25 protein-coding genes are annotated in these 25905 nt (G+C 68.5%); 9 read left to right on the top strand and 16 right to left on the bottom strand.

The genetic code is table 11. From position 1 onward, the window contains the following. Positions 1 to 4: 4 nt before the first annotated feature. Complete coding sequence (uvrB, locus tag AKH00_RS16040; RefSeq protein ID WP_050723776.1) at positions 5 to 2077, bottom strand: excinuclease ABC subunit UvrB; 2073 nt, start codon at positions 2075 to 2077, stop codon at positions 5 to 7. A 65-nt stretch (positions 2078 to 2142) separates the two neighbouring features. On the opposite strand from uvrB, the gene AKH00_RS16035 reads away from it, so the two are divergent. Further along, positions 2143 to 2748, top strand: coding sequence for a DUF4126 domain-containing protein (locus AKH00_RS16035; RefSeq protein ID WP_050723775.1), 606 nt, complete (start codon positions 2143 to 2145; stop codon positions 2746 to 2748). 39 nt (positions 2749 to 2787) lie between these two features. Here the strand turns inward: AKH00_RS16035 and AKH00_RS16030 are convergent, their stop codons facing one another. The 9 genes from AKH00_RS16030 to rpsA all read right to left on the bottom strand — a co-directional run bounded on the left by AKH00_RS16030 (position 2788) and on the right by rpsA (position 12894). Continuing rightward, entirely contained in the window at positions 2788 to 4020 is a 1233-nt protein-coding gene (locus AKH00_RS16030; protein ID WP_050723774.1) for an MFS transporter, read from the bottom strand. Next, entirely contained in the window at positions 4017 to 4616 is a 600-nt protein-coding gene (coaE, locus tag AKH00_RS16025) for a dephospho-CoA kinase (protein WP_050723773.1), read from the bottom strand. Before coaE ends, AKH00_RS16030 begins: the two co-directional genes overlap by 4 nt. Positions 4617 to 4646: 30 nt before the next feature. Continuing rightward, entirely contained in the window at positions 4647 to 5225 is a 579-nt protein-coding gene (locus AKH00_RS16020; RefSeq protein WP_082297689.1) for a CoA-binding protein, read from the bottom strand. After that, positions 5222 to 6526 carry an O-acetylhomoserine aminocarboxypropyltransferase/cysteine synthase family protein gene (locus AKH00_RS16015; RefSeq protein WP_050723772.1) on the bottom strand — a complete coding sequence of 435 codons (1305 nt, stop codon included), beginning with the start codon at positions 6524 to 6526 and terminating at the stop codon, positions 5222 to 5224. The genes AKH00_RS16020 and AKH00_RS16015 overlap by 4 nt, the downstream gene beginning before the upstream one ends. Beyond that, positions 6523 to 8535 (bottom strand): acetate--CoA ligase, encoded by a 2013-nt coding sequence (gene acs, locus AKH00_RS16010; protein WP_050723771.1) that lies wholly within the window; start codon positions 8533 to 8535, stop codon positions 6523 to 6525. The genes AKH00_RS16015 and acs overlap by 4 nt, the downstream gene beginning before the upstream one ends. Next, the gene (locus AKH00_RS16005; RefSeq protein ID WP_050723770.1) at positions 8526 to 9386 is read right to left on the bottom strand and encodes an ABC transporter permease; all 861 of its coding nucleotides are present in this window, start codon (positions 9384 to 9386) and stop codon (positions 8526 to 8528) included. The genes acs and AKH00_RS16005 overlap by 10 nt, the downstream gene beginning before the upstream one ends. After that, a complete protein-coding gene (locus tag AKH00_RS16000; RefSeq protein WP_050723769.1) occupies positions 9383 to 10429 on the bottom strand; it encodes an aliphatic sulfonate ABC transporter substrate-binding protein in 1047 nt (348 codons plus the stop codon). Before AKH00_RS16000 ends, AKH00_RS16005 begins: the two co-directional genes overlap by 4 nt. Next, entirely contained in the window at positions 10426 to 11274 is an 849-nt protein-coding gene (locus AKH00_RS15995) for an ABC transporter ATP-binding protein (protein WP_050723768.1), read from the bottom strand. The genes AKH00_RS16000 and AKH00_RS15995 overlap by 4 nt, the downstream gene beginning before the upstream one ends. Positions 11275 to 11439: 165 nt before the next feature. Continuing rightward, positions 11440 to 12894 carry a 30S ribosomal protein S1 gene (gene rpsA, locus AKH00_RS15990; RefSeq protein WP_050723767.1) on the bottom strand — a complete coding sequence of 485 codons (1455 nt, stop codon included), beginning with the start codon at positions 12892 to 12894 and terminating at the stop codon, positions 11440 to 11442. Between the two features lie 210 nt (positions 12895 to 13104). Here rpsA and AKH00_RS15985 point away from each other — a divergent pair, with 210 nt between their 5' ends. After that, on the top strand, positions 13105 to 14040 hold the full coding sequence (locus AKH00_RS15985) for a 5'-3' exonuclease (protein WP_050723871.1): 936 nt from the start codon (positions 13105 to 13107) through the stop codon (positions 14038 to 14040). Between the two features lie 10 nt (positions 14041 to 14050). On the opposite strand, the gene AKH00_RS15980 is transcribed toward AKH00_RS15985, so the two are convergent. Together AKH00_RS15980 and trpD are read right to left on the bottom strand one after the other, a co-directional pair. Beyond that, positions 14051 to 15037 (bottom strand): PHP domain-containing protein, encoded by a 987-nt coding sequence (locus AKH00_RS15980; protein ID WP_050723766.1) that lies wholly within the window; start codon positions 15035 to 15037, stop codon positions 14051 to 14053. 8 nt (positions 15038 to 15045) lie between these two features. Further along, the gene (gene trpD / locus AKH00_RS15975) at positions 15046 to 16110 is read right to left on the bottom strand and encodes an anthranilate phosphoribosyltransferase (RefSeq protein WP_050723765.1); all 1065 of its coding nucleotides are present in this window, start codon (positions 16108 to 16110) and stop codon (positions 15046 to 15048) included. A 192-nt stretch (positions 16111 to 16302) separates the two neighbouring features. Here trpD and ctaE point away from each other — a divergent pair, with 192 nt between their 5' ends. From ctaE to AKH00_RS15940, 7 genes are all read left to right on the top strand, one after another. Then, a complete protein-coding gene (ctaE, locus tag AKH00_RS15970; protein WP_050723764.1) occupies positions 16303 to 16956 on the top strand; it encodes an aa3-type cytochrome oxidase subunit III in 654 nt (217 codons plus the stop codon). Between the two features lie 20 nt (positions 16957 to 16976). Then, entirely contained in the window at positions 16977 to 17780 is an 804-nt protein-coding gene (gene qcrC / locus AKH00_RS15965) for a cytochrome bc1 complex diheme cytochrome c subunit (RefSeq protein ID WP_050723763.1), read from the top strand. Between the two features lie 36 nt (positions 17781 to 17816). Then, positions 17817 to 18893 carry a cytochrome bc1 complex Rieske iron-sulfur subunit gene (qcrA, locus tag AKH00_RS15960; protein WP_050723762.1) on the top strand — a complete coding sequence of 359 codons (1077 nt, stop codon included), beginning with the start codon at positions 17817 to 17819 and terminating at the stop codon, positions 18891 to 18893. Continuing rightward, positions 18890 to 20737, top strand: coding sequence for a cytochrome bc1 complex cytochrome b subunit (gene qcrB / locus AKH00_RS15955; RefSeq protein WP_050723761.1), 1848 nt, complete (start codon positions 18890 to 18892; stop codon positions 20735 to 20737). Before qcrA ends, qcrB begins: the two co-directional genes overlap by 4 nt. Positions 20738 to 20813: 76 nt before the next feature. Then, complete coding sequence (locus AKH00_RS15950) at positions 20814 to 21227, top strand: Rid family hydrolase (RefSeq protein ID WP_050723760.1); 414 nt, start codon at positions 20814 to 20816, stop codon at positions 21225 to 21227. After that, a complete protein-coding gene (locus AKH00_RS15945; RefSeq protein WP_050723759.1) occupies positions 21224 to 21727 on the top strand; it encodes a GNAT family N-acetyltransferase in 504 nt (167 codons plus the stop codon). The genes AKH00_RS15950 and AKH00_RS15945 overlap by 4 nt, the downstream gene beginning before the upstream one ends. An 88-nt stretch (positions 21728 to 21815) precedes the next feature. Beyond that, the gene (locus AKH00_RS15940; RefSeq protein ID WP_050723758.1) at positions 21816 to 22235 is read left to right on the top strand and encodes a rhodanese-like domain-containing protein; all 420 of its coding nucleotides are present in this window, start codon (positions 21816 to 21818) and stop codon (positions 22233 to 22235) included. A 58-nt stretch (positions 22236 to 22293) separates the two neighbouring features. On the opposite strand, the gene AKH00_RS15935 is transcribed toward AKH00_RS15940, so the two are convergent. From AKH00_RS15935 to erpA, 4 genes are all read right to left on the bottom strand, one after another. Further along, positions 22294 to 22728, bottom strand: coding sequence for a cytochrome c oxidase subunit 4 (locus tag AKH00_RS15935; protein ID WP_050723757.1), 435 nt, complete (start codon positions 22726 to 22728; stop codon positions 22294 to 22296). Positions 22729 to 22731: 3 nt separating this feature from the next. Continuing rightward, positions 22732 to 24465 (bottom strand): aa3-type cytochrome oxidase subunit I, encoded by a 1734-nt coding sequence (gene ctaD, locus AKH00_RS15930; RefSeq protein WP_050723756.1) that lies wholly within the window; start codon positions 24463 to 24465, stop codon positions 22732 to 22734. A 3-nt stretch (positions 24466 to 24468) separates the two neighbouring features. Then, positions 24469 to 25371, bottom strand: coding sequence for an aa3-type cytochrome oxidase subunit II (gene ctaC, locus AKH00_RS15925; RefSeq protein ID WP_050723755.1), 903 nt, complete (start codon positions 25369 to 25371; stop codon positions 24469 to 24471). A gap of 97 nt (positions 25372 to 25468) precedes the next feature. Beyond that, positions 25469 to 25834: an iron-sulfur cluster insertion protein ErpA gene (erpA, locus tag AKH00_RS15920; RefSeq protein WP_050723754.1), complete on the bottom strand. Its 366-nt coding sequence runs from the start codon at positions 25832 to 25834 to the stop codon at positions 25469 to 25471. Positions 25835 to 25905: the final 71 nt, after the last annotated feature.

The following is a 25905-nucleotide window of genomic DNA, read 5'->3' as shown; positions in this document are numbered from 1 at the left end:
TCGATCAGGCGTGCCCGGCGCGCTCCATGGCGCGCAGCTCCTTCTTGAGATCCTGCACCTCGTCACGCAGTCGTCCAGCGAGCTCGAACTTCAGCTCGGAGGCGGCGGCGAGCATCTGGTCCGACAGATCCTGGATCGTCGCCTCGAGCTGCTGCGCCCCCTCCGCCGCGATGCCCGTGCGACGCAGGTTCGGCGTCGGCGACTTGCCCTTGCCGGTGGCCCGGCCGCGACCCGCCATCATGTCGGCGGTGTCCTGCCCCTCGCGCGCGAGGACCTCGGTGATGTCGGCGATCCGCTTGCGCAGCGGTTGCGGATCGATGCCGTTCTCCTTGTTGTACGCGATCTGCTTGTCGCGGCGGCGGTCGGTCTCCTCGATGGCCTTGGCCATCGAGTCGGTCATATTATCGGCGTACATGTGCACCTCGCCCGAGACGTTTCGCGCGGCGCGGCCGATCGTCTGGATGAGTGAGGTGCCGGAGCGGAGGAAGCCCTCCTTGTCGGCGTCGAGGATCGCCACCAGCGACACCTCGGGGAGGTCGAGTCCCTCTCGGAGCAGGTTGATGCCCACGAGCACGTCATAGACGCCGGCACGGAGCTCGCTCAGCAGCTCGACGCGGCGCAGCGTGTCGACGTCGGAGTGCAGGTAACGGACTCGCACGCCGTGCTCGCCGAGGAAGTCCGTGAGCTCCTCCGCCATCTTCTTGGTGAGGGTGGTGACCAGGACGCGCTCGTCGCGCTCGACACGCAGGCGGATCTCCTCGAGCAGGTCGTCGATCTGCCCCTTCGACGGCTTCACGATGATGTGCGGGTCGACGAGTCCGGTCGGACGGATGATCTGCTCGACCACGCCGTCCGCGATGCCCATCTCATACTTGCCCGGCGTCGCCGAGAGGTACACGGTCTGGCCGATGCGGTTCTTGAACTCGTCCCAGCGGAGAGGACGGTTGTCCATCGCGCTCGGCAGCCGGAAGCCGTGGTCGACCAGGGTGCGCTTGCGCGAGGCGTCGCCCTCGTACATCGCGCCGATCTGCGGGACCGTGACGTGCGACTCGTCGATCACGAGCAGGAAGTCGTCCGGGAAGAAGTCCAGCAGCGTGTGCGGCGGCTCCCCCGCCTGTCGGCCGTCCATGTGTCGCGAGTAGTTCTCGATGCCGGAGCAGAAGCCGAGCTGCTGCAGCATCTCGAGGTCGAACGTCGTGCGCATGCGCAGACGCTGGGCCTCGAGCAGCTTGCCCTGACGCTCGAACTCGGCGAGGCGCTCCTCCAGCTCGTGCTCGATCGTCCCGATCGAGCGCTGGATCACGTCGGTGCCGGCCACGTAGTGCGAAGCCGGGAAGATCGGCACGGAGTCGAGCTTCTCGATGACCTCGCCCGTGAGCGGGTGCAGCGAGTAGAGCGCCTCGATCTCGTCGCCGAACAGCTCGATGCGGATCGCGTGCTCCTCATACACCGGGATGATCTCGATCGTGTCGCCGCGTACCCGGAAGTTGCCGCGCGAGAAGTCGACGTCGTTGCGGTTGTACTGCATCGCGATGAACTGCCTGATGAGGGCGTCGCGGTCGTACCGCTCCCCCACCTGCAGCGCGACCATTGCCCGCAGGTACTCCTCGGGCGCGCCGAGGCCGTAGATGCACGACACGGTCGACACCACGACGACGTCGCGGCGGCTGAGCAGCGAGTTCGTCGTGGAGTGCCGCAGCCGCTCGACCTCGGCGTTGATCGAGGAGTCCTTCTCGATGAACGTATCGGTCTGCGGCACGTACGCCTCGGGCTGGTAGTAGTCGTAGTACGACACGAAGTACTCGACCGCGTTGTTCGGCATGAGCTCGCGGAACTCGTTCGCGAGCTGAGCCGCCAGGGTCTTGTTGTGGGCGAGCACGAGGGTCGGACGCTGCACCTGCTCGATGAGCCAGGCCGTCGTCGCCGACTTTCCCGTTCCGGTCGCGCCGAGCAGCACGATGTCGGTCTCGCCCGCGTTGATGCGGGCGGCGAGGTCGGCGATCGCCTGAGGCTGGTCGCCGGCGGGAGCGTATTCGCTGACGACCTCGAAGGGACGGACGCTGCGGGTGGTCTGCATACCTCCAGCGTAGGCGGGACCACCGACATCCGGGCCGTGTCCGTCGCTGCGCCTAGAGTGGGGCCGTGATCGAGTTCGTGATCGGCACCAGCCTCGCGGCATCCGCAGGCCTCAACGCCTGGATGCCGCTCTTCCTGTTGGGACTCGCCGACCGGCTCCTCCCGCCGGTCGAGCTGCCCTCTGCCTGGGCGTGGCTGTCGAGCGATCTCGCGCTGTGGATCGTCGGCGCACTCCTCGTGCTCGAGATCGTCGCCGACAAGATCCCCGCGCTCGACTCGATCAACGACGTGATCCAGAGCATCCTCCGTCCGGCGTCGGGCGGAATCGCCTTCGGTGCAGGGGCCGGTGCGCAGACGGTCGCCGTCGACGACCCCGCCTCCTTCTTCGCCGACAGCACGTGGGTGCCCGTCGCCGTCGGCATCGTGATCGCGCTCGCCGTGCACGTCATCAAGGCGACGGCGCGGCTGGCCGCGAACGCGACGACCGGCGGGTTGGCGGCCCCCGTTCTCAGCACTGCCGAGGACGGCGCCTCGTTCGCCCTCGCTGCCGCGGCCATCCTGGTCCCGATCCTCGCCGCCGTTCTCCTGCTGGCCCTGATCGTGCTCGTGATCGTGCTGCTGCGACGGCGCGCGCGGCGACGTCGCGAGCGCGCATCCGTCCCGGTGCCGTGAGCCCACCGCGCCCTGACGTCTCCGCCGAAGCCTGAGAGCTCAGGACCCGCCGTCGTCGAGTGCGTGCGAGCCGGATGCCCGATGCAGCGCACCGCCCGCCAGCGCCGCCGCGACCCCGCACATCACGACGACCGCGACGACGAACCAGGTCCAGTCGACGCCTCCGAACACGATGCCCAGCGCCCAGCCGAAGAGACTCGACCCCGCGTAATACCCGAAGTAGTACAGCGACGACGCCTGCGCGCGGGTCGAGGGGTCGGCGGCGACCGGGGCCCATCCCGAGGCGACGGCATGGGCTCCGAAGAACCCCGCGGTGAACAGCACGAGTCCGAGCAGCACCAACGCCGTGACGCCCGCGAGCAGCAGCAGTGCGCCTGCGACCATGACGGCGATCGCTCCGAGCAGGACGGGGTATCGACCGAACCGCGACGCGAGCGAGCCCGCCCACGGCGAGGAGAACGTGCCCGAGAGGTAGGCGAGGAACAGCAGCGTGACGAGCCAGCTCGGCAATGCGAACGGTTCGGCGGCGAGATGGAACCCGAGATAGTTGTAGACCGCGACGAACGCGCCCATCAACAGGAACCCCTGCGCGTAGAGGGCGAGCTGAGATGCCGACCTCAGGGGCGTGACGAGCCGTGCGAGCGCCCCGACGGCGTCGCCCGGAGGACGCAGGCGTCCCGGCACGAACCCCTCCGCCCGCGGCACGAGCCACAGGAAGAGCACCGCAGCGACCGCGCAGATCGCGGCGACCGTCCACATCCCGACCCGCCATCCGGCGGGCTCCCCGACGATCCCCGAGAGGATGCGGCCGAGCAGGCCTCCGACGGTCGTCCCGGCGATGTAGCTGCCGGCTGCCGCCGCGGCGCTGCGCGCCCGGACCTCCTCGCTCAGATACGCGAGCGCGACGGCCGGGACCGCGCCGAGCGCCACACCCTCCACCAGACGGAGCAGGAGCAGCATCTCCAGAGTCGTGCTCAACGGCGCCAGGAGCCCGAGCACGGTCGCGGCGAGCACCCCGATGCCCATCGCCGGGATGCGCCCGATACGATCCGCTACGAGCGACCACGGGATCACGGCTGCGGCGAGTCCGAGCGTCGCGGCCGACACCGTGAGCGCCGCCGTCGCCGGCGCGACCCCGAGATCGGCCGACAGCCGAGGCAGGACCGCCTGCGGCGAATACAACTGCGCGAAGGTCGCGATGCCCGCGAAGAAGAGGCCGGCGATCAGACGGCGGTACGCAGTCGACCCCGGCGCGTGCCCGGAGAAGGTCACCGCGCGCGGAGGCGCTGCCAGAGCGCGTCGGTCTGAGCGAGCGTCTGGTCGAGCGTGCCCGACGTGTCGATCATCTCGTCCGCGATCGCGAGGCGCCGTTCGTCGGACACCTGCGCGTCGATGCGCCCCTGCGCAGACGCTGCGTCCATGCCGCGAAGCTCGACGAGGCGTCGAAGGCGCACCTCGGCCGGTGCGTGCGCGACGACGACGAGATCCCAGGGGTCGTCCACCCGCGCCTCGACGAGCAGGGGCACGTCGTACACCACGACCGCGTCGGGAGCCCCGGCGGCAGCCTCCTCGAATCGACGCTGCGACTCGGCCCGAACGGCGGGGTGCACGATCGCGTTGAGCCGCTGCAGCCGCTCCTGGTCGCCGAACACGATGGCTCCGAGAGCCGCGCGATCGAGCGATCCGTCCGCCGCGATCACCCCCTCGCCGAAGGTCTCGGCGATCGCTGCGAGGACGGGCGTCCCAGGAGCCTGCACGTCGCGGACGATCCGGTCGGCGTCCACGATGATCGCGCCGTGCTCCGCGAGCCGCCGGGCGATGGTCGACTTCCCCGACGCGATGCCGCCGGTGAGAGCGATGAGAGGCATGACGTCAGTCTAGGCTCGATGCCCGGCGCGTCAGCGTGCGAGCAGCTGCCGTCGCGAGCTCAGCACACCGGTGTCGAATCCTGCGAGGTGCAGCCCACCGTGGAAGCGGGCGTGCTCGATCTTGATGCATCGGTCCATGACGACCGAGAGCCCCGCGGACTCGGCGAGAGCTGCGGCATCCTCGTTCCACGAGCCGAGCTGCAGCCACAGCGTGCTCGCGCCCGCATCGATCGCCTCCTGCGCGACGCCCGGGAGGTCGTCGTGGCGACGGAACACGTCGACCACGTCCGGCACGACCGGGAGGTCGGCAAGCGAGGCGTACACGGGCTGTCCGAGGATCTCGGTCTCGCGCGGGTTCACCAGGTACACGTCGTAGCCGCTGCTCGATAGAAGGTAGGTGGTCACGAAGTACGAGGCCCGCGCCGGGTTGTTCGAGGCGCCGACGATCGCGACGCTCTTCGTGCGACGCAGGATCTCGAAGCGCCCCTGTGCACCCGGGCCGACCCACGTGCGCCCCTCCACGGTCGGCGCCGCGCCGGGCAGCGCGCAGGCGACGGCATCCGGGGTGGGGATGGTGCAGGCGTCGCCGGCGTTCACGGTGTCGCTCATCGGTTCGCTCCCGTCGCGAGGGTCAGGGCCTGGTCGAGGTCCCAGATGATATCGGCGGCGTCTTCCAGGCCCACCGAGATGCGGATCAGATCGGGGCGCACACCCGCCGCGACGAGCTGCTCCTCGGTGAGCTGACGGTGCGTCGTGGACGCGGGGTGGATCACGAGCGTGCGCGCGTCGCCGATGTTCGCGAGGTGCGACGCGAGTTGCAGGCTCTCGATGAGCTTCTCCCCCGCCGCACGTCCGTCCTCTGCCTTGACGCCGAACGCGAAGACGGAGCCCGGCCCCAGGGGCAGGTACTTCGCAGCGCGCTCATGGTGCGGGTGCCCTTCGAGCCCCGCCCACGTCACGTACTCGACTCGCGGGTCAGAGGCGAGCCAGTCGGCGACCACGCGCGCGTTCGCGACGTGCGCGTCGATCCGCTGCGGCAGGGTCTCGATGCCCTGCAGGAGGTTGAACGCGGACTGCGGGCTGAGTGCGGGACCGATGTCGCGCAGCTGCTCGGTGCGGAGCTTGGTGAGGAACCCGTACTCGCCGAAGTTGTCCCACCACTTGATCCCGCCGTAGGAGGCGACCGGCTCGGTCATCTGCGGGAAGCGTCCGTTGCCCCAGTCGAACGTGCCCTTCTCGATCACCACGCCGCCGAGCGTCGTGCCGTGTCCGCCGAGGAACTTGGTGACCGAGTGGATGACGATGTCGGCGCCGTGCTCCAGGGGTCGCGCGAGGTACGGCGTCGCGAGCGTGGCATCCACCACGAGCGGCACGCCGGCCGCGTGCGCGACCTCGGCGAGCCCCTCGATGTCGGCGATCTCGCCCGAGGGGTTGCCGATCATCTCGACGTAGACGACCTTGGTCTCGGGGCGGATCGCGGCGGCGAAGTCAGCCGGGTCGGTGGAGGAGACGAACGTCGTCTCCACACCGAAGCGACGCAGGGTCACGTCGAGCTGCGTCACCGTTCCCCCGTACAGCTGGGCGGCGGCCACGACATGGTCACCCGCGCCGACGAGGGCTGCGAACGTGATGAACTCCGCGCTCATGCCGGACGCGGTCGCCACGGCGCCGATCCCACCCTCGAGCGAGGCGAGGCGCTCCTCGAGGGCCGCGACGGTCGGGTTGCCGATGCGCGAGTAGATGTTGCCGTACTTCTGCAGCGCGAAGAGGTTGCCGGCGTCCGCCGCGTCGTCGAACACGAACGACGTCGTCTGGTAGATCGGCATGGCTCGCGCGCCCGTCGCGGCATCCGGCGTGCCGCCTGCGTGGAGCGCTCGGGTGCGGAATCCGAAGCGGTGTTCTTCCGTCATGGTGTCCTCAGTTCGACGTTCTCGAGCACGGCGGCGATGTCGTCGACGGCCCACGGGTTCTGCAGGGAGGTGGTGTCCCCCAACGGTGCGACCGGCCGACCGGCGCGACGGTCGTGCTCGGCCTCCCACAGCTGCGCGAGCAGCCGGCGCATGATCTTGCCCGATCGGGTCTTGGGCAGGTCCTCCACCACCACGATATGACGCGGCTTGGCCACGGGGCCGATCGCGCGGGCCACCTCGTCGCGGAGTGCGGCCGTCGAGATCTCGGCGCGACCGGAACCGGTGACGAAGGCGACGACCGCCTGACCGGTCACGGGATCCGCGACGCCCGCGGTCCCCGCCTCGCCCACGGTGTCGTGCGCCACCAGCGCCGACTCGATCTCGATGGTCGAGAGGCGGTGACCCGACACGTTCACGACGTCGTCGAGCCGGCCGAGGATGCGGATGCTGCCGTCGGCGTCGCGCGTCGCGCCGTCGCCCGCGACGTAGTAGCCGCCCCACTCGCCGTGTCCGGCGTAGGTCGCCCAGTAGGCGTCGCGGTAGCGCTGCGGATCGCCCCACACCGTGCGAGCCATGCCGGGCCAGGGTCGCCGGACCACGAGGGTGCCCGAGCGTCCGGGGGCGACCTCCTCGCCGTTCTCGTCGACCACGGCGGCGTCGATGCCGGGAAGCGGCACGGAAGCGGAGCCGGGAGTGATCGTGGTGACGCCAGGGAGGGGCGCGATCATCGCCGCGCCCGTCTCGGACTGCCACCAGGTGTCGATGACGGGGATCTCGTCGCGCCCGAAGTTCCTGCGGAACCACACCCACGCCTCGGGGTTGATCGCCTCGCCCACGGTGCCGAGAAGACGCAGCGTGGACAGGTCGTGACCCGCCGGGAGGTCGGCTCCGAACCAGGTCATGAAAGTCCGGATGAGCGTGGGGGCGGTGTAGTAGACCGTCACCCCGTAGCGCTCGATGATCTCGAGGTGCCGTTCCCGCGAGGGGGTGTCGGGCGTTCCCTCGTAGATGACCTGAGTCAGACCGTTCGACAGCGGGCCGTAGATCTCGTAGGTGTGCGCGGTGACCCAGGCCAGGTCCGCGGTGCACCAGTGCACATCGTCGGGCTTGGCGTCGAAGTGCGCCCAGTGCGCCCAGCTCGCGTGCGCGAGATAGCCGCCGGAGGTATGCACGAGGCCCTTGGGCTTCCCGGTCGTGCCGGACGTGTAGATGATGAAGAGCGGATGCTCCGCGTCGAACGGCTGGGGTGCGTGCACCGGCGATGCGGTGTCGACGACGTCGTGCCACCACACGTCGCGACCGCCGGTCCACGGAACGTCCTGGCCGGTGCGGCGGAGCACGAGCACGTGTTCGAGGTCGGGCAGACCCGCGGCGGCGGTGTCGGCGGTCGACTTCACCTCGGTGGCGGTGCCGCGACGGAACTGACCGTCGGTGGTGACGAGGAGCTTCGCTCCGGTGTCGGCGAGGCGGAAGCGCAGCGCTTCGGCCGAGAAACCGCCGAAGACGAGCGAGTGCACGGCGCCGATGCGGGCGCAGGCGAGCGTGATCACCACGGTCTCGACGAGCACGGGGAGGTAGATCACGACGCGATCGCCGGGGTGGATGCCGAGGGCCAGCAGTCCGTTCGCCGCCTGGGACACCCGACGCTGCAGATCGGCGTACGTGACCGTCGTGCGGTCGCCGGGTTCTCCCTCGAAGTGCAGGGCGACCTTGTCTCCACGACCGGCCTCGACGTGCCGGTCGACGCAGTTGTACGCGACGTTGAGTCGTCCGCCGAGGAACCATCGCGCCGCGGGTACGGCGCCCTCGACAGGCGGCTCCCACTCGTGCGCGGTGTGCCAGGACTCCGCCCAATCCAGTCGCCTGCCGGCATCCTCCCAGAACGCGATCGGGTCGGCGGCGGCCCGTGCGTAGGCCTCGGCCTGCACGTTCGCGCTGGCGGCGAGGTCGGCGGGCGGCGGGTAGCGGCGCGACTCGTGCAGTCGCGCTTCCGATCCGCTCACGTCCACCGCCGCAGCAGGTACTTCTCCACGAGCGCCAGGACGCCGTTCGTGATCGTGCCGAGTAGCGCGAGGAGAACGATAGACAGGATGATGCGGTCGACGCGTCCGCTGCTCTGCGAATCGGTCAGCAGGAATCCCAGACCCATGGACGACGCGATGAGCTCGGCGGCGACGAGGAACAGCCAGGCCTGCGCGAGCGCCAGTCGGAGGCCCGCGACGACCGACGGCACCACGGCGGGGAGCTGGACGGTGCGGAACAGCGACCACCCGCGCAGGCTGAACGAACGGCCCGCCTCCACGAGGTGCGGGTCGACGTGGCGCAATGCCGTCGCGACGGTGGTGTACACCGGGAAGAACGCGCCGATCGCGATGAGCGTGACCTTGGAGGACTCGCCGATCTGCATCCACAGGATCAGCAGCGGGACCCACGCGAGCGAGGGGACGGCGCGGATCGCGGCGAGCGTCGGGCTCAGCAGGATGTCTCCGAGCCGGGAGAGGCCGACGATGCCCGCGGCGGCGAGACCGATGATCGAGCCGATCGCGAAGCCGAGCAGCACGCGCTGCACCGAGATCGCGATGTGCGTCCACAGGGCACCGCGCTCGGCGAGCTCGACGCCCGCGGCCCACACGGACGCCGGACTCGGGAGGCGGTATGCCTCCACCATCCCGGTGGTGGTCGTGATCTGCCAGGCGGCGATGATGAGCACGGGAAGGACGAATCCTCCCACGATCCGCACCGCAGGACGGTCCCAGCCGCGGCGCGAACGTGCATCCGCGGGACGATACGTGCCCTTCGCGGCGTCGAGCGCGTCGCGCGCGTCCGCGAGGACGACCACGCGCTGGTCCGGGCCCGTCACTCTCCTCCGACCGCCCTCTTGGCGAACGTGTCGTTCACGATCGAGTCCAGGGCCTTGTCGACCGACTCCTTGCCGCCCTGCACGTCACCCGAGTCGACGAGCACCGGGGCGATCTTCTCGAGCACGGCGATCTGGTCGTCTCCGGGGACGCCGCTCACGTCGAGGTTCGAGCGCTCCTCGATCACCGTCGTGGCGACGGCGGGGTCGATGCCGGCGACCTCGGCGAGCAGCGCCGCGGTCTCCTCCGGGTTCTCGAGCGCCCACTCGCGTGCCTGCTCATAGGCGTCGACCACGGCCTGCGCCAGGTCGGCGTGGTTGTCGATGAAGTCCTCGGTGGCGTTGAGGAATCCGTAGGAGTTGAAGTCGACGTTGCGATAGACGAGCTTGTCGCCGGACTCCACCTCGGCGGCGGCCATGATCGGGTCCAGACCCGACCAGGCGTCGACCGAGCCGCCGTCGAGCGCTGCACGGCCATCCGCGTGCTGGAGGTTCTGCACCTCGACGTCGTCGACCGAGAGACCGGCCTCTTCGAGGGCCTGGAGCAGGAAGAAGTAGGGATCGGTGCCCTTGGTCGCGGCAACCGACTTGCCCGCGAGGTCCTCGACCGAGGTGATGTCGCTGTCGGGGCCGACGACGATCGCCGACCACTCGGGCTGCGAGTAGATGTCGATGACCTGGATGGGCGAACCGTTCGCCCGAGCGAGCAGCGCCGCCGACCCTGCGGTCGAGCCGACGTCGATCGATCCCGAGCGCAGCAGCTCGTTGGCCTTGTTCGAGCCGGCGGACTGCACCCACTCGACGGTGACGTCGTCGCCGAGGATGTCCTCGAGCAGACCCTGGTCCTTGACGACGAGGCTCAGCGGGTTGTACGTCGCGAAGTCGATCGACAACGTGTCGGCCGACCATTCGCCCGACGCCGCGGCGTCGTCCTTCGCGGCGTCGGCGGCCGGAGCGTCCTCGCCTGCGACGCAACCGGTCGCGAGGAGCATCGTCGTGCCGGCGATCGCGATCGCAGGGACGATTCGGCGGGTGATGGTGCTCATCGGGTCTCCTCGGTGGGGATGCGGTGGTGGGTGTCGACGCCGAGGCCTTCGAGGAGCTCGGCGCGGAGGTCGGCGAGGGCGCGGTCCGCCCTGTCGCGGGGCCGGGTGCCCGGGACGGTGATCGTGCGTGCGATGGACGGCTCGGCGGCCTCACCGGCCAGCGTGCGGAGCAGCAGCACGCGGTCGGCCAGGTACAGGGCCTCCTCGACGTCGTGCGTCACGAGAAGGATCGTCGTGGGCTCTGCGGCGTGGATCTCGAGAAGCAGGTCGTGCATGCGGAGGCGCGTGAGCGCGTCGAGTGCCCCGAAGGGCTCGTCGAGCAGCAGCACACCGGGGTTTCGCGCGAGCGCTCGCGCCAGCGACGCGCGCTGCGCCATTCCCCCGGAGACCTCGCGGGGGCGCTGCCCCGCGGCATGCTCGAGGCCGACCAGTCGCAGCAGCTCGGCGACGCGCTCGCGACCCTCACGGCGGGGAGTCCGCCGAGGCAGGCCGAGTTCGACATTCTGCGCGATGGTGCGCCAGGGCAGCAGACGCGGCTCCTGGAAAGCGACGGCGGTCCGCTCGTCGGCGTCCGCGACGGGGTCGCCTGCGAGCGCGATACGACCTCCGCTCGGCGAATCGAGTCCGCCGACCAGTCGCAGCAGCGTGGACTTGCCGCAGCCCGAGGGCCCGACGACCGCGACGATCTCGCCGGCCGCGATCTCGACGTCGACGCCACGCAGCACCGCGCGTGTTCCCCGTCCGAGGGGGAAGGAGCGCTCCACCGCGTCCAGACGCACCGGGACCGCGGCGCCGGGCGCTCCGAAGGCGTCGGTGCCCGAGGGCGCGCTGAGCAGGGAGGTCATGTCCCCATGGTGTCCGAGTGCGGCCGAATGTGACGAACCGCCTCGTAATGTTCGGTCACGAAGCTCCGAGGCCCGCGCATCCCGGTGCCCGGAGACACGGAACGGGCCGCCACCCCGAGGGGTGACGGCCCGTTCTGTCAGAGCGTCTCAGACGTGCTGAGCTGCTTAGGAGTTGCCACCCGAGAGCTTCTCGCGCAGAGCCGCGAGAGCCTCGTCGTCAGCGAGCGTGCCCGCACCGGCGGCCTCGCTCGTGAAGGACTGGCCGCCGAAGTCGTCGCCGGCCGCAGCCTCTGCCTCGGCCGCCTTGGTGACCTGAGCCTTGTGCGCCTCCCAGCGAGCCTGGGCCGCAGCGTACTCCTGCTCCCATGCCTCGCGCTGGGCGTCGAAGCCTTCCTTCCACGCACCGGTCTCGGCGTCGAAGCCCTCCGGGTACTTGTACTCGCCGTTCTCGTCGTACTCCGCGACCATGCCGTACAGGGCCGGGTCGAACTCGGTGCCGTTGGGGTCGACGGACTCGTTGGCCTGCTTGAGCGACAGCGAGATGCGGCGACGCTCGAGGTCGATGTCGATGACCTTGACGAAGACCTCTTCGCCGACGGAGACGACCTGCTCGGCCAGCTCGACGTGCTTGCTGGAGAGCTCGGAGATGTGGACGAGGCCCTCGATGCCGTCTGCGACGCGCACGAACGCACCGAACGGGACGAGCTTCGTGACCTTACCCGGCGTGACCTGACCGATCGCGTGGGTACGGGCGAAGACCTGCCACGGGTCCTCCTGCGTCGCCTTCAGCGACAGGGAGACGCGCTCGCGGTCGAGGTCGACCTCGAGGATCTCGACGGTGACCTCCTGGCCCACCTCGACGACCTCGGAGGCGTGCTCGATGTGCTTCCAGGACAGCTCGGAGACGTGCACGAGGCCGTCCACGCCGCCGAGGTCGACGAACGCACCGAAGTTGACGATCGACGAGACGACGCCCTTGCGGACCTGGCCCTTGTGCAGGTTGTTGAGGAACGTGGTGCGCGACTCGGACTGCGTCTGCTCGAGCAGGGCGCGGCGCGAGAGGACCACGTTGTTGCGGTTCTTGTCGAGCTCGAGGATCTTGGCCTCGATCTCCTGGCCGAGGTACGGCGTGAGGTCGCGGACGCGGCGCAGCTCGATGAGCGAGGCCGGCAGGAAGCCGCGGAGGCCGATGTCGACGATGAGTCCACCCTTGACGACCTCGATGACCGTACCGGTGACGACGCCGTCGTTCTCCTTGATCTTCTCGACGTCTCCCCAGGCGCGCTCGTACTGCGCACGCTTCTTGGAGAGGATCAGGCGGCCTTCTTTGTCCTCCTTCTGGAGGACGAGGGCCTCGACCTCGTCGCCGACCTTGACGACCTCGTTGGGGTCGACGTCGTGCTTGATGGAGAGCTCGCGCGAGGGGATGACGCCCTCGGTCTTGTAGCCGACGTCGAGCAGAACCTCATCGCGGTCGATCTTGACGATCGTGCCCTCGATGATGTCGCCGTCGTTGAAGAACTTCAGGGTCTTCTCGACCGCGGCCAGGAAGTCCTCAGCAGATCCGATGTCGTTGATGGCGACCTGCTTGGTGGCCGGGGCGGTCGTTGCGGTAGTCATGTAGTGGGTTGTCCTTGTGAATGGATACTCGGGCTGGGACGGCGTCGACCGCGCACGGTCGAGTGGATGCCTCTCAGCGGTGGGATTGTGATGTTCCGTCACGCGGGCATGCATAGGCACGCCACGAGTGACACTTCAGGCTATCAGATCGGAGGCGTCTCTGACGATGCGGATGCTGACGCGGAGCACGCGCGCTGACAGACTGTGCTCATGCCCCGCCCCGAGAAGCTTCTCCTGCTCGACACCGCAAGTCTGTACTTCCGCGCGTTCTACGGGGTGCCAGACAAGGTGACGGCGCCGGACGGCTCCCCCATCAACGCCGCCCGGGGGCTGCTCGATATCGTCGCGAAGCTCGTGACGCTGTACGAGCCCACGCATGTCGTGGCCTGCTGGGACGATGACTGGCGCCCGCAGTGGCGGGTCGATCTGATCCCGAGCTACAAGGCGCACCGCGTGGTCGAGGTCGTGCCTGCCGGGCCGGACGTCGAGGAGGTCCCCGATCCGCTCGAAGCGCAGATCCCGCTGATCCGGCAGACGCTCGGAGTCCTCGGCATCCCGATCATCGGCGTCGCCGAGCACGAGGCGGACGATGTGATCGGGACGCTCGCGACCGTCGCGACGATGCCGGTCGACATCGTGACCGGCGACCGCGACCTCTTCCAGTTGGTCGACGACGAGCGCGGCGTCCGCGTCGTCTATACGGCGAAGGGCATGAGCAACCTCGAAATCGTGACGGATGCCGTGGTCGTGGCCAAGTACGGCGTGCTCCCTTCTCAGTACGCGGACTTCGCGACGATGCGCGGCGATGCCTCCGACGGCCTGCCCGGCGTGGCCGGGGTGGGAGAGAAGACCGCGGCGACGCTCCTCAAGGAGCACGGCGATCTCGCCGGCATCCGCGCGGCGGCCGAGGCGGGCGAGGGCATGAGCGCCGGCGTGCGCGCCAAGATCCTGGCGTCGACCGTCTACCTCGACGTGGCGCCCACCGTGGTGGAGGTCGCGAAGAGCCTCGATGTCACCGTCCCGGCCGAGCCCCTCCTCCCGCTCGGGCCCGAGCGGGTCGATGCCGCCCTGGCGCTGGCCGAGAAGTGGAACCTCGGGGGTTCGATGGCCCGTGCGATCGCGGCGGTGGGCACGACCGCCGACTGAACGGCGGTCGTCAGCCCGCCCACGCGAGCAGCCGCTCGAGTCCCCAGGTCGTGACGATGCGGGATGCCGGGACACCGGCCCTCTCCGCACGCTGCGCTCCGTGATCGAGCAGCGACAGCTGTCCGGGAGCGTGCGCGTCGGAGTCGATCGAGAACAGGCATCCTTCCTCGAGGGCGATCGCGATGAGCTCGTCTGGGGGATCCTGACGTTCGGGCCGGGAGTTGATCTCGACAGCGACCCCGTGCTCGGCACACGCGGCGAACACCGTTCGCGCGTCGAACTGCGACTCCGGTCGCGTGCCGCGCTCCCCCTGCACGAGACGGCCCGTGCAATGACCGAGCACGTTCACCCGGGGATGCGCGATGGCCGCCAGCATCCGCGCCGTCATGGGCCGCGACTCCATACGGAGCTTCGAGTGCACCGAGGCCACGACGATGTCGAGTTCGCCCAGGAGGTCGTCGTCCTGATCGAGGGCGCCGTCTTCGAGGATGTCGACCTCGATTCCGGCGAGCAGAGTGAAGCCGTCGCCGGACTCGGCTCGCACAAGCGGGATCTGCTCGCGGAGCCGCTCCGCCGAGAGCCCGCGTGCCACGCGCAGGCGCGGCGAGTGGTCGGTGACGGCTTGATACTCGTGGCCCAATGCTCGGGCGGCGGCCGCCATGACCGCGATCGGCGTCGTCCCGTCCGACCAGTCCGTGTGCGCGTGCAGGTCGCCGCGGAGCTTCCCGCGGAGCTCTGATGCGATCTCCGGCTCGACCTCGCCGCGGAGTTCGACGAGATAGTCGGGCACCTCACCCGCCTGGGCCTGGCGGATCACCCCGAAGGTCGACTCTCCGATGCCCTTCGCGGCACGCAGCCGCGTGGGGTCCTCCCGGACGTCCGCCGGAAGCTGCTGCAGGGTCGCCGCCGCCTGACGGAACGCCTTCGCCCGGTAGCGCGACGCCCGCTCGCGCTCCAGCAGCGAGGCGATCTCGAGCAGCGCAGCGACCGGGTCCATGACGTCTCCTAGGCCGAGGCCAGTTCCCGGCTCACGCCGATCCACTGCTCGAGCTTGGCCGCGGCCCGTCCGTCGTCGACCGCCTCGGCCGCGCGGGCGTATCCCTCCCGCAGCCGCTCGACGATCGGCCGCTGCGCCTGCGCGGCATCCTGCGAGAGCTCGAAGGCGACGATGCCTGCCGCCGCGTTGAGCAGCACGATGTCGCGCACCGCGCCCTTCTCGCCCTCGAGCGTGCGACGCAGCACTCCGGCGTTGTGCTCGGGAGAGCCGCCGATGAGGTCGGCGAGGTCGGCGATCGGGATGCCCAGGTCGCGGGGGTCGAGATCGTGCTCGTGGATGTCGCCGCGGGTGACCTCCCAGATGCGGCTGTGCCCCGTGGTCGTGAGCTCGTCGAGGCCGTCGTCGCCGCGGAAGACCAGCGCGGTCGCCCCCCGTGTGCGGAACACGCCGGTGATGAGCGGCACGCGCTCGATCTGGGCGACGCCCACGGCGTTGGCCTCGGCGCGCGCCGGGTTGCACAGAGGTCCGAGCATGTTGAAGACGGTGGGGACCCCGAGTTCGGCTCGCACGGCGCCCGCGTGCTTGAAGCCCGGATGGAAAGCGCCCGCCCACGCGAAGGTGATGCCCGTGCGGTCGAGGATCGACGACACGGCGGCGGGGTCGAGCGTGAGCTCCAGGCCCAGCGCGCTCAGGACGTCGGAGGAGCCGGATGCCGAGCTCGCGGCCCGGTTCCCGTGCTTGACGACGGGGATGCCCGAGGCGCCGATGATGATGGCGGCGGTGGTCGAGACGTTCACAGTGCCGACGCGATCGCCGCCGGTGCCGACGATGTCGAGCACGTTCGGCGAGACCGGGAGCGGAACCGCGGCCTCGAGGATCGCGTCCCGGAAGCCCACGATCTCGTCGATCGTCTCGCCCTTGGCTCGGAGCGCGATCAGGAACCCGGCGAGCTGCGCCTCGGTGACGTCTCCGCGCATGATCTGGCGCATGGCCCAGGTGGACTCCCAGACGCTGAGGTCGCGACGCTCCAGGAGAGTGGTGAGGACGTCGGACCAGGTCAGCGATTCAGCCATGTGTGCGATCCTATCGGCGCGACACCTCGGGCCAGATTCTTCGTGACGGACGGTCGTCTGGCGAGCATCCCCCGTTTCCCGCGGATTCACCGTGGATTCGCAGTGTTTTCTTAGGGTCCCCTAAGTCGAATGCGGGCGAATCGGGTGCCCCGAGTGCAAGAATCACCCCCGAGGATCGGCCATAATGGAGGGGTGACGACCTCAGCGACGTATGCCCCGGCGGCGAGAACCATCAAGCGGCCCAACCCGGTAGCTGTCGGCACCATTGTGTGGCTCGGCAGCGAGGTGATGTTCTTCGCGGGACTCTTCGCGATCTACTTCACCCTCCGCAGCACCTCTCCCGAGCTCTGGGCCGACCGCACCGAGCTCCTGAACGTGCCCTTCGCGTTCGTCAACACGGCGATCCTGGTGCTCTCCTCGTTCACCTGCCAGATGGGCGTCTTCGCCGCCGAGGACCTGCAGCCCTACCGCATCGCCAAGGGCCAGAAGAACGGCGCCGGACGTCGTCGCCTGTTCGGCTGGGGCATGGTCGAGTGGTTCTTCCTCACCTTCGCCCTCGGCGCGATCTTCGTCTCCGGTCAGGTGTGGGAGTACGCCACGCTGGTCGCTGAGGGCATGCCGATCAGCGCCGACTCGTACGCCTCGGCGTTCTACCTGACCACCGGCTTCCACGCCCTGCACGTCACCGGAGGCCTCGTCGCGTTCCTCCTGGTGATCGGCCGCGCGTACGCCGTGAAGAACTTCCGGCACAAGGAGGCGACCTCCTCGATCGTGGTGTCCTACTACTGGCACTTCGTCGACGTCGTCTGGATCGTGCTGTTCGTCGTTATCTACTTCCTGAAATAAGAGCGGAGCTGATCCCCGAGATGGCACGAGAGAAGAAGCGCCGTTCGAACGGTCGTCGCAGTCCCCTGGCTGCGGCCGCCCTCATCGGCGCAGGCCTCATGATCACCGGCGCCGTGTACGCCGGAGCGTCTGCCGCGTTCGCCGCGACGGACACGCAGACCGCGGCGTCGAGCACGCTCACGGTCGAGGACGGCGAGAAGCTGTTCCAGGCGAACTGCGCGACGTGTCACGGTCTGGACATGCAGGGCACCGCGAACGGCCCGAGCCTCTACGGCGTCGGCGAGCTGGCCGTCGAGTTCCAGATGTCGACCGGACGCATGCCGCTGCAGATGCAGGGCCCCCAGGCCCCGCAGAAGCACCCGCAGTTCACCGAGGACCAGATCCTCGCGGTCTCGTCGTACGTGCAGTCCGTGGCGCCCGGCCCGACCTTCCCGTCGGACGAGACGCTCGACGGCAAGGGAGACGTCGCCCACGGCGCCGAGCTCTTCCGCGTCAACTGCGCGATGTGCCACAACGTGGCCGCCGCCGGTGGCGCGCTCACCGAGGGCAAGTACGCCCCCGCCCTGACCGAGACCAGCGCGCTGCACATCTACGCGGCCATGGTCACCGGCCCCCAGAACATGCCCGTCTTCGGTGACATGAACCTGTCCGACGAGGACAAGCGCGACATCATCTCGGCTCTGCTGTTCCAGCAGCAGTCGGTGCAGATCGGCGGCTTCTCGCTCGGCTCGCTCGGACCCGTGTCCGAGGGCCTGTTCGTCTGGATCTTCGGAATCGGCGCCCTGGTCGCCATCACCGTGTGGATCACGGCGAAGTCCAACTGACGCTTATTCATCGAAGAGGAACGTACGAGGAGCACCATGGCACACGACGACGACTCGCAGGCTCTCGAAAGGGCCTACCAGCCCTCTCCGGGGCTGGGTGTCGCAGTCAGCGACCCCGTGCAGAACCCGGGGCTGCCGCCGCACCGTGAGCGGATGACCGACAAGGACCCGCGCGCCGAGAAGACGGCGGAGCGCACGGTCTACACCCTGTTCTACCTCTCGCTCGCGGGCAGCATCTGGGCGGTCGCCGCCTACATGCTGTTCCCGATCGAGAGCGGCGCGCTCATCGACATCCGCCAGAACAACCTCTTCATCGGTCTCGGCATCGCCCTCGCGCTGCTCGCGATCGGCATCGGCGCGATCCACTGGTCCAAGGCGCTGATGAGCGACAAGGAGCACATCGAGCACCGTCACCCCACCCGGGGCAAGGACTCGACGCGTGAGGCCGCGGTCGCCGCTTTCGCCGCCGCGAACGAGGAGTCCGGCTTCGGCCGTCGCACCATGATCCGCAACTCGCTGTTCGCGGCGATCGTCGCGTCGATCATCCCCGGTGTCACGCTGTTCCGCGGCCTGGCGCCGCACAGCACCCCCGAGGACCCCACCGCGGGCGACCCGGTCGCGCTGCTCAAGCACACCATGTGGGAAGAGGGCGCTCGTCTCGTCCGGGACCCCGACGGCACCCCGATCCGCGCTGCGGACGTGACCCTCGGATCCGCCTTCCACGTGATCCCGGAAGAGCTCGCGACCCTCAGCCACCACGACGGCTACCTCGAGGAGAAGGCCAAGGCCATCGTGCTGATGATGCGCCTGCGTCCCGAGCAGCTGATCGAGTCGGAGGAGCGCAAGGACTGGTCGTACGACGGCATCGTCGCGTACTCCAAGGTCTGCACGCACGTCGGCTGCCCCGTCGCCCTGTACGAGCAGCAGACGCACCACCTCCTCTGCCCCTGCCACCAGTCGCAGTTCGACGTCACGGACCACGCCAAGGTCATCTTCGGCCCGGCCGCCCGTCCGCTGCCTCAGCTGCCCATCACCGTCGACGACGAGGGCTACCTCGTCGCACGCAGTGACTTCACCGAGCCCGTCGGCCCGAGCTTCTGGGAGCGCCATTGAGCACCGCAACGCTGTCCAAAGAGGACAAGGACACCAAGGCGCCTCTCGGCGGCCGCTTCGTCGGCGCCGCGTCGAACTACATCGATGAGCGCACCAGCCTCTCCGGCTTCGTCAAGGAGCTCGGCCGCAAGATCTTCCCCGACCACTGGTCGTTCATGCTCGGCGAGATCGCGCTGTGGAGCTTCGTCGTCGTGTTCCTCTCCGGAACCTTCCTGACGTTCTTCTTCCAGGCCTCCATGGTCGAGACGCACTACACGGGCGCCTACGCCCCGATGCGCGGCATCGAGATGTCGGCGGCCCTCGAGTCGTCGCTGCACATCTCGTTCGACCTGCGCGGTGGTCTCCTGGTCCGCCAGATCCACCACTGGGCCGCTCTGGTCTTCGTCGCCGGCATCGGCGTGCACATGCTGCGCGTCTTCTTCACCGGTGCGTTCCGCAAGCCCCGCGAGCTCAACTGGGTGATCGGCTTCGTGCTGTTCATCCTCGCCATGGCAGAGGGCTTCACGGGCTACTCGCTTCCCGACGACCTGCTCTCGGGCAACGGCCTCCGCATCATCGACGGCATGATCAAGGGCTTCCCGCTCGTCGGCACCTGGATCTCGTTCCTGCTGTTCGGCGGCGAGTTCCCCGGCACCGACATCGTCGGTCGCCTGTACACGCTGCACATCCTGCTGCTGCCGATGCTCGTGATCGCGCTGATCGTCGTGCACCTGATGCTGATGATCGTCAACAAGCACACGCAGTTCGCCGGCCCGGGCCGCACGAACGACAACGTCGTGGGCTACCCGATGATGCCGGTCTACATGTCGAAGATGGGCGGCTACCTGTTCATCGTCTTCGGCACGATCGTGCTGATCGCGACGTTCTTCCAGATCAACCCGATCTGGAACTACGGGCCGTACGACCCCTCCCCCGTGTCCGCCGGTACTCAGCCCGACTGGTACATCGGCTTCGCGGACGGTGCTCTGCGTCTCGCTCCCTCGAACTGGGACGTCGTGTTCCTGAACCACACGTGGTCGTTCGGCATCCTCGCGCCTGTCGCGGTGCTCGGTGTCTTCATCGTGATCGTCATGTTCTACCCCTTCATCGAGGCGTGGGTCACGGGCGACAAGCGCGAGCACCACATCGCTCAGCGTCCGCGCAACGCGGCGACCCGCACCGCGATCGGCGCGGCCGGCGTCATCTTCTACGCGGTCCTGTGGGCGGCGGCATCGTCCGACCTCATCGCGACGCACTTCATGCTCACGATGGAGGGCGTGATCCACACGCTCCAGGCCCTGCTGTTCCTGGGTCCGATCCTCGGCTACTTCGTCACGAAGCGCATCGCGCTGGCACTGCAGAAGAAGGATCGCGAGATCGTCCTGCACGGCTTCGAGTCCGGCCGCATCGTCCGCCTCCCCGGCGGCGAGTTCATCGAGGTGCACGAGCCGGTCGACAAGTACGACCGCTGGAAGCTCATCGATGTCGACGGCTACGAGCCCCTCGTGGTGCGCCCGAACGACAAGGGCCGCATCCCGTGGAGCGAGAACCTGCGGTCGTCGATCTCGCGGTGGTTCTTCGAGGACCGTCTCGCCCCGCTCACGCAGGCCGAGATCGACGAGGCAGACGCCCACCAGCACCATGTCACGGCTCACAACGACGAGGCCGAGGTCGCGGAGATCCAGGGCGCTCACGAGCGCGCCGGCTTCCCCGACGCCCCCATCGCCGTGGACGAGACCCACGTCGACGAGACGCCGAACACCCCCAGCACGGTCATCGCGACCGAGCCGGTGAAGCGTCGCACTGAGCGAGCGGAGCGAGACGAAGCGAAGCCTCGGAAGAAGAAGTCGGAGGACGGCGAGTAGAACTCCCGCTCCCCCACTCAGGGCCCTGTCCGTTCGCGGACAGGGCCCTTTCATGTCGGCATGAAAGGATCGGAGCATGGCCTCCGTCGTCCAACTCCTCCGATCCGACTCCCTCGCCGCGGCCCCCTACGCGCACGCCGCCACCGCTCCGGCGGGTGCGCGCCTGATCTTCCTCGCCGGTGCGTGTCCTCTCGAGGACGACGGGTCGACCACCGCGCCGGGTGACTACGCGGCACAGGCCGCACGCTGCGTGCAGACCCTGACGACGGCCCTCGAGGCCAGTGGAGCCGCGCTCGGCGACGTGATCAGCACCCGCGTCCTCGTGGCGTCCAGCCGTCAGCAGGATCTCGTGACGGCCTGGGACGTCATCCACGCCGCGTTCGGCGACCACGACGTCCCCAGTACTCTCCTGGGAGTCACGGTGCTCGGCTACGACGACCAGCTCGTCGAGATCGAAGCGGTCGCCGCAGTGGAAGGGGCGGCATCATGAGCACGACCATCCGCGAGGCCGCAGCCGAGGACGCCGAGGTGATCCAGGCGATCGAGGCCTCGGCCGACGCGCTCCTCATCGGTGTGCTCGGCGCGCCGGAGTGGCCCCCGCCAGGCGACCCGGTCCAGCGCCTGGGACAACCGGGGTTCGTTCTCGTGCTCGAGGAGTCAGCCGACGCCTCACCGCTCGGCTTCGTGCACGTGCTCGACATCGACGGCCACGCACATCTCGAACAGCTCTCGGTCCTACCTGAATCGGGCCGTCGGGGACACGGACGCCGTCTTGTCGACGCAGCACTCGTGGAGGCGCGTGAGCGGGGCTACTCACGCGTGACACTCCGCACATACGCGGAGGTGCCGTGGAACGCCCCGTTCTATGCCTCCTGCGGGTTCCTGGAGAGCATCCCGGAGTCGGGGTTTCAGCTCGCCCTCGTCGAGACCGAGGCCTCCCTCGGCATCGACCGCTACGGACGGCGCATCCAGATGACCGTCGAGCTCTGACTCCTCGACCACGAGGTTGGCGGGATCCGGCGCCTCGTCGACTGGATCAGGGCGGCGCGCTGCCGGTGCCACTCCCTACGCTGAGAGCATGATGGATCGCGCCGATTACTACGCCACCAAGCTCGCCGCCGAGACGGACGCGAGCGACGCCTATGCCGCACAGAAGGCTGGAGAGCCTCTCGTGATCGTCGACGTGCGCTCCGACGAAGCCTGGGCCCAGGGACGCGTCGCCGGCTCCGTCCACATGCACTACAGCGAGATAGCCGCCCGCGCCGCAGCGGAGATCCCTCAGGACGCCTCGGTCGTCGTGTACTGCTGGAGTCCCGGATGCAACGCCGGAGCCAAGGGCGCACTCGAGTTCGCGAGACTCGGATACGACGTCAGAGAGATGATCGGCGGCTTCGAGTACTGGGTGCGAGAAGGCTATCCCGTGGAGGATGCCGACGGCGTGCACCGCCGCCCCGTGGATCCCCTCACCGGCATTGCCCGCATCCGTACGCACGCATAGACATCGTGGATGCGGAGAAGGCCCCTGGGACGCGTCCCAGGGGCCTTCTGCATGTCGATCAGCGGGCGAAGTTGCCCCGGTAGTACTCGTAGACCCAGCCGACGATCGCGACCACGAAGATCGCGAGACCGATCGGGAGCAGGAAGTGGCCGACGGCCAGTCCCACCACGAACACCGCCGCAGAACCCGCGAGCACGAGCGGCCACCAGGACCACGGGCTGAACTCGCCGAGCTCGGGGTCGCCGTCGTCGATGTCGCTGGTCAGGATGTCCTCGGGGAGCTCACCCTGCTGAGCCTTGTGGGTCCGGTCGAGGTAGAACGCGATCATCGCGCCCATGAAGGCGGCGAAGAACAGCGCCACAGTGCCGACCCACTCGATCCGCATCGCGAAGTTGTCGTTCGGGGTGGCCAGGATGTGCCAGCCGGTGTAGACGACGCCGACCAGCGCGAAGAACGCGGTCAGGATCCACCAGAGGATGACGTTGTCGCGCATGGGTCAGTGGCCCTCTCGCTCGCCGGGTGCCGTGGTAGCGAACTCCGCGGCCTCCGGGTGGTTCAGATCGAATGCCGGACGCTCGCTGCGGATGCGCGGGATCGAGGTGAAGTTGTGACGCGGCGGCGGGCACGATGTCGCCCACTCGAGCGAGGCGCCGTAGCCCCACGGGTCGTTGACCGTGACCTTCGGAGCCTTGCGGGCCGTGATCCACACGTTCAGGAAGAACGGCAGCATCGAGGCTCCGAGGATGATCGCACCGATCGTCGAGACCTGGTTCTGCCACGTCCAGCCGTCCGCCGCCGAGTAGTCCGCGTAGCGACGCACCATGCCGTCGACGCCCAGCCAGTGCTGGATGAGGAACGTCATGTGGAAGCCGATGAACAGCATCCAGAAGTGCACGTAGCCGAGGCGCTCGTTCAGCATGCGGCCGGTCCACTTGGGCCACCAGAAGTAGAAGCCGGAGAACATCGCGAACACGACGGTTCCAAACACCACGTAGTGGAAGTGGGCGACGACGAAGTACGAGTCGGACAGGGCGAAGTCCAGCGGCGGGGCCGCGAGGATGACACCGGTCAGACCGCCGAAGACGAAGGACACGAGGAAGCCGAGGGCGAAGACCATCGGGGTCTCGAACGTCACGGAGCCTCGCCAGAGGGTTCCGATCCAGTTGAAGATCTTCACGCCTGTCGGCACCGCGATGAGCATCGTCATGAGGGCGAAGAACGGCAGCAGCACAGAACCTGTGACGTACATGTGGTGCGCCCACACCGCGACCGAGAGCGCCGCGATGGCGATGGTCGCGTAGACGAGCGTCTTGTACCCGAAGATCGGCTTGCGGCTGAAGACCGGGAAGACCTCCGACACGATGCCGAAGAACGGCAGCGCGATGATGTACACCTCGGGGTGGCCGAAGAACCAGAACAGGTGCTGCCACAGGAGCACGCCGCCGTTGGCCGGGTCGTAGATGTGGGCACCGAGCACGCGGTCGGCGCCGGCGGCGAAGATCGCGGCGGCGAGCACGGGGAACGCCATCAGGATCAGGAGGCTCGTGATGAGCGTGTTCCAGGAGAAGATCGGCATGCGCCACATCGTCATTCCCGGCGCGCGCATCGTGATGATGGTCGTGATGAAGTTCACGGCACCGAGGATGGTTCCGAAACCGGAGATGCCGAGTCCCAGCATCCAGAGGTTTCCACCCGCGCCCGGCGAGAACGAGGCGCTCGCGAGGGGCTGATAGGCGAACCAGCCGAACGAGGCCGCACCCTGCGGGGTGAGGAAGCCGGCGACCGCGATGGTCGATCCGAACAGGAAGAGCCAGAAGGCGAAGGCGTTCAGACGCGGGAAGGCGACGTCCGGCGCACCGATCTGCAGGGGCAGGATCGCGTTCGCGAAGCCCGCGAAGAGCGGCGTCGCGAACATCAGCAGCATGATCGTGCCGTGCATCGTGAACAGCTGGTTGTACTGCTCCTTCGTCGGGATGATCTGCATGCCCGGGGCGAAGAGCTCGGCGCGGATGACGAGGGCCATCACGCCGCCGAGGAGGAAGAACAGCACCGAGGCGATGAGGTACATGTACCCGATCGTCTTGTGGTCGGTGGAGGTGATCCACTTGACGACGATGTTGCCCTTCTGCTCGACGCGCGAGGAGCTCATGAGAGCGGCCTGGCGTGCCGGGAGGGTCGTGGGGCGCGAACGGGGCGCCTCGTCGGTGCGGGGGGCTTCAGTGGTCGACATGGCTTACTCCTCCCCTTCCTCGGTGCCGGCGGGGGCGGTGGTACCCGGGTAGTTGCCCAGACGGTCGTAAGCGTCCGTGATGTCTCCCGTGTTCCCCTCCTCCTTCAGCGACTCGAGGTAGGCGTCGTATTCGTCCTGCTCAACGACCTTGACGTTGAAGAGCATCATCGAGTGGTACTCGCCGCAGAGCTCGGCGCACTTGCCGGCGTACTCCCCGACGCGGGTGGGGATGAACGACCAGGAGTTGTCCTTCCCGATGTACATGTCCTTCTTGTAGAGGAAGTCGATGATCCAGAAGGAGTGGATGACGTCGCGGGACTGCAGGTCGATCGTGACCTTCTTGTCGACCGGCAGCACCAGCGTGGGGAGCTGCTCCTGGTCGATGTTGCCCTCGGCGTCCGGCTGGGCCTGGATGCCCATGGTCCACACGGCGTCGGAGTTGTCGTCCTCATCGCCGTCGTACTGGAAGTCCCACGCCCACTGCTTGGCGATCGCGGTGATCTCGACGTCGGGGTCGTCCCACTTCGCCTCGATCGCGGCCTGGTCGCGGGCCGTGAAGAAGAACATGCCCAGCACGAGGATGAGCGGCACGATCGTGTAGAAGATCTCGATCGGCATGTTGTAGCGCATCTGCACCGGCAGACCGGTCTGTCCCTTGCGGCGACGGTAGGCGATCGCAGCCCAGGCCATCAGGCCCCAGGTGATCACGCCGACGGCGAGGAGGACGATCCACGAGTTGACCCAGAGCGAGGACACCCGCTCGGTCTGGTTCGTGGCTGCTGGTCCGTCGTCCACGAAGCCCGGGAGGTACCCGTTCAGCTCGGTGGTGGTACATCCAGCCAGGGCCACGGCGGTCACTACTCCCAGGGGAAGAGCGACCCAACGAAGGCGGCGTTTCGAGGGCACGATGCACCTTTCAGATTGCGGACAGGGCACACCCAAGTCTAGGGCAACCTCACACCCGATTCATGCCAACCACGCAGGTTGGCGGAGGCGATCCGGATCAGTGGAAGCTGTCGCCGCAGGCGCAGCTGCCCGCAGCATTCGGGTTGTCGATCGTGAAGCCCTGCTCGGAGATCGTGTCCTTGAAGTCGATCGATGCGCCGTCCAGGTACGGGACGCTCATGTTGTCGACGATGACCTCGACGCCGTCGAAGTCGACCGTCTCGTCGCCCTCGAGGAAGCGCTCGTCGAAGTAGAGCTGGTAGATGAGTCCCGAGCATCCGCCGGGCTGCACGGCGACGCGCAGGCGCAGGTCGTCGCGGCCCTCCTGCTCGAGCAGGTTCTTGACCTTGGTGGCGGCCGCGTCGGTCAGCTTCACGCCGTGCGCCTGGGTGGTCTCTGCCGGGGTGAGTGTGGTGTCGCTCATGTCGCTCCTTGTGATCGGCCGTGCTCGCACACGGCTGGTAGCTCGATTTTACCCTTCGCCCTGCGGGGCGG

The sequence above is a fragment of the Microbacterium sp. GCS4 genome (assembly GCF_001262495.1).
Taxonomy (GTDB): domain Bacteria; phylum Actinomycetota; class Actinomycetes; order Actinomycetales; family Microbacteriaceae; genus Microbacterium.
The sequence above is the reverse complement of the archived record's forward strand: the minus strand, read 5'-3'. Positions and strand labels throughout refer to the sequence as shown.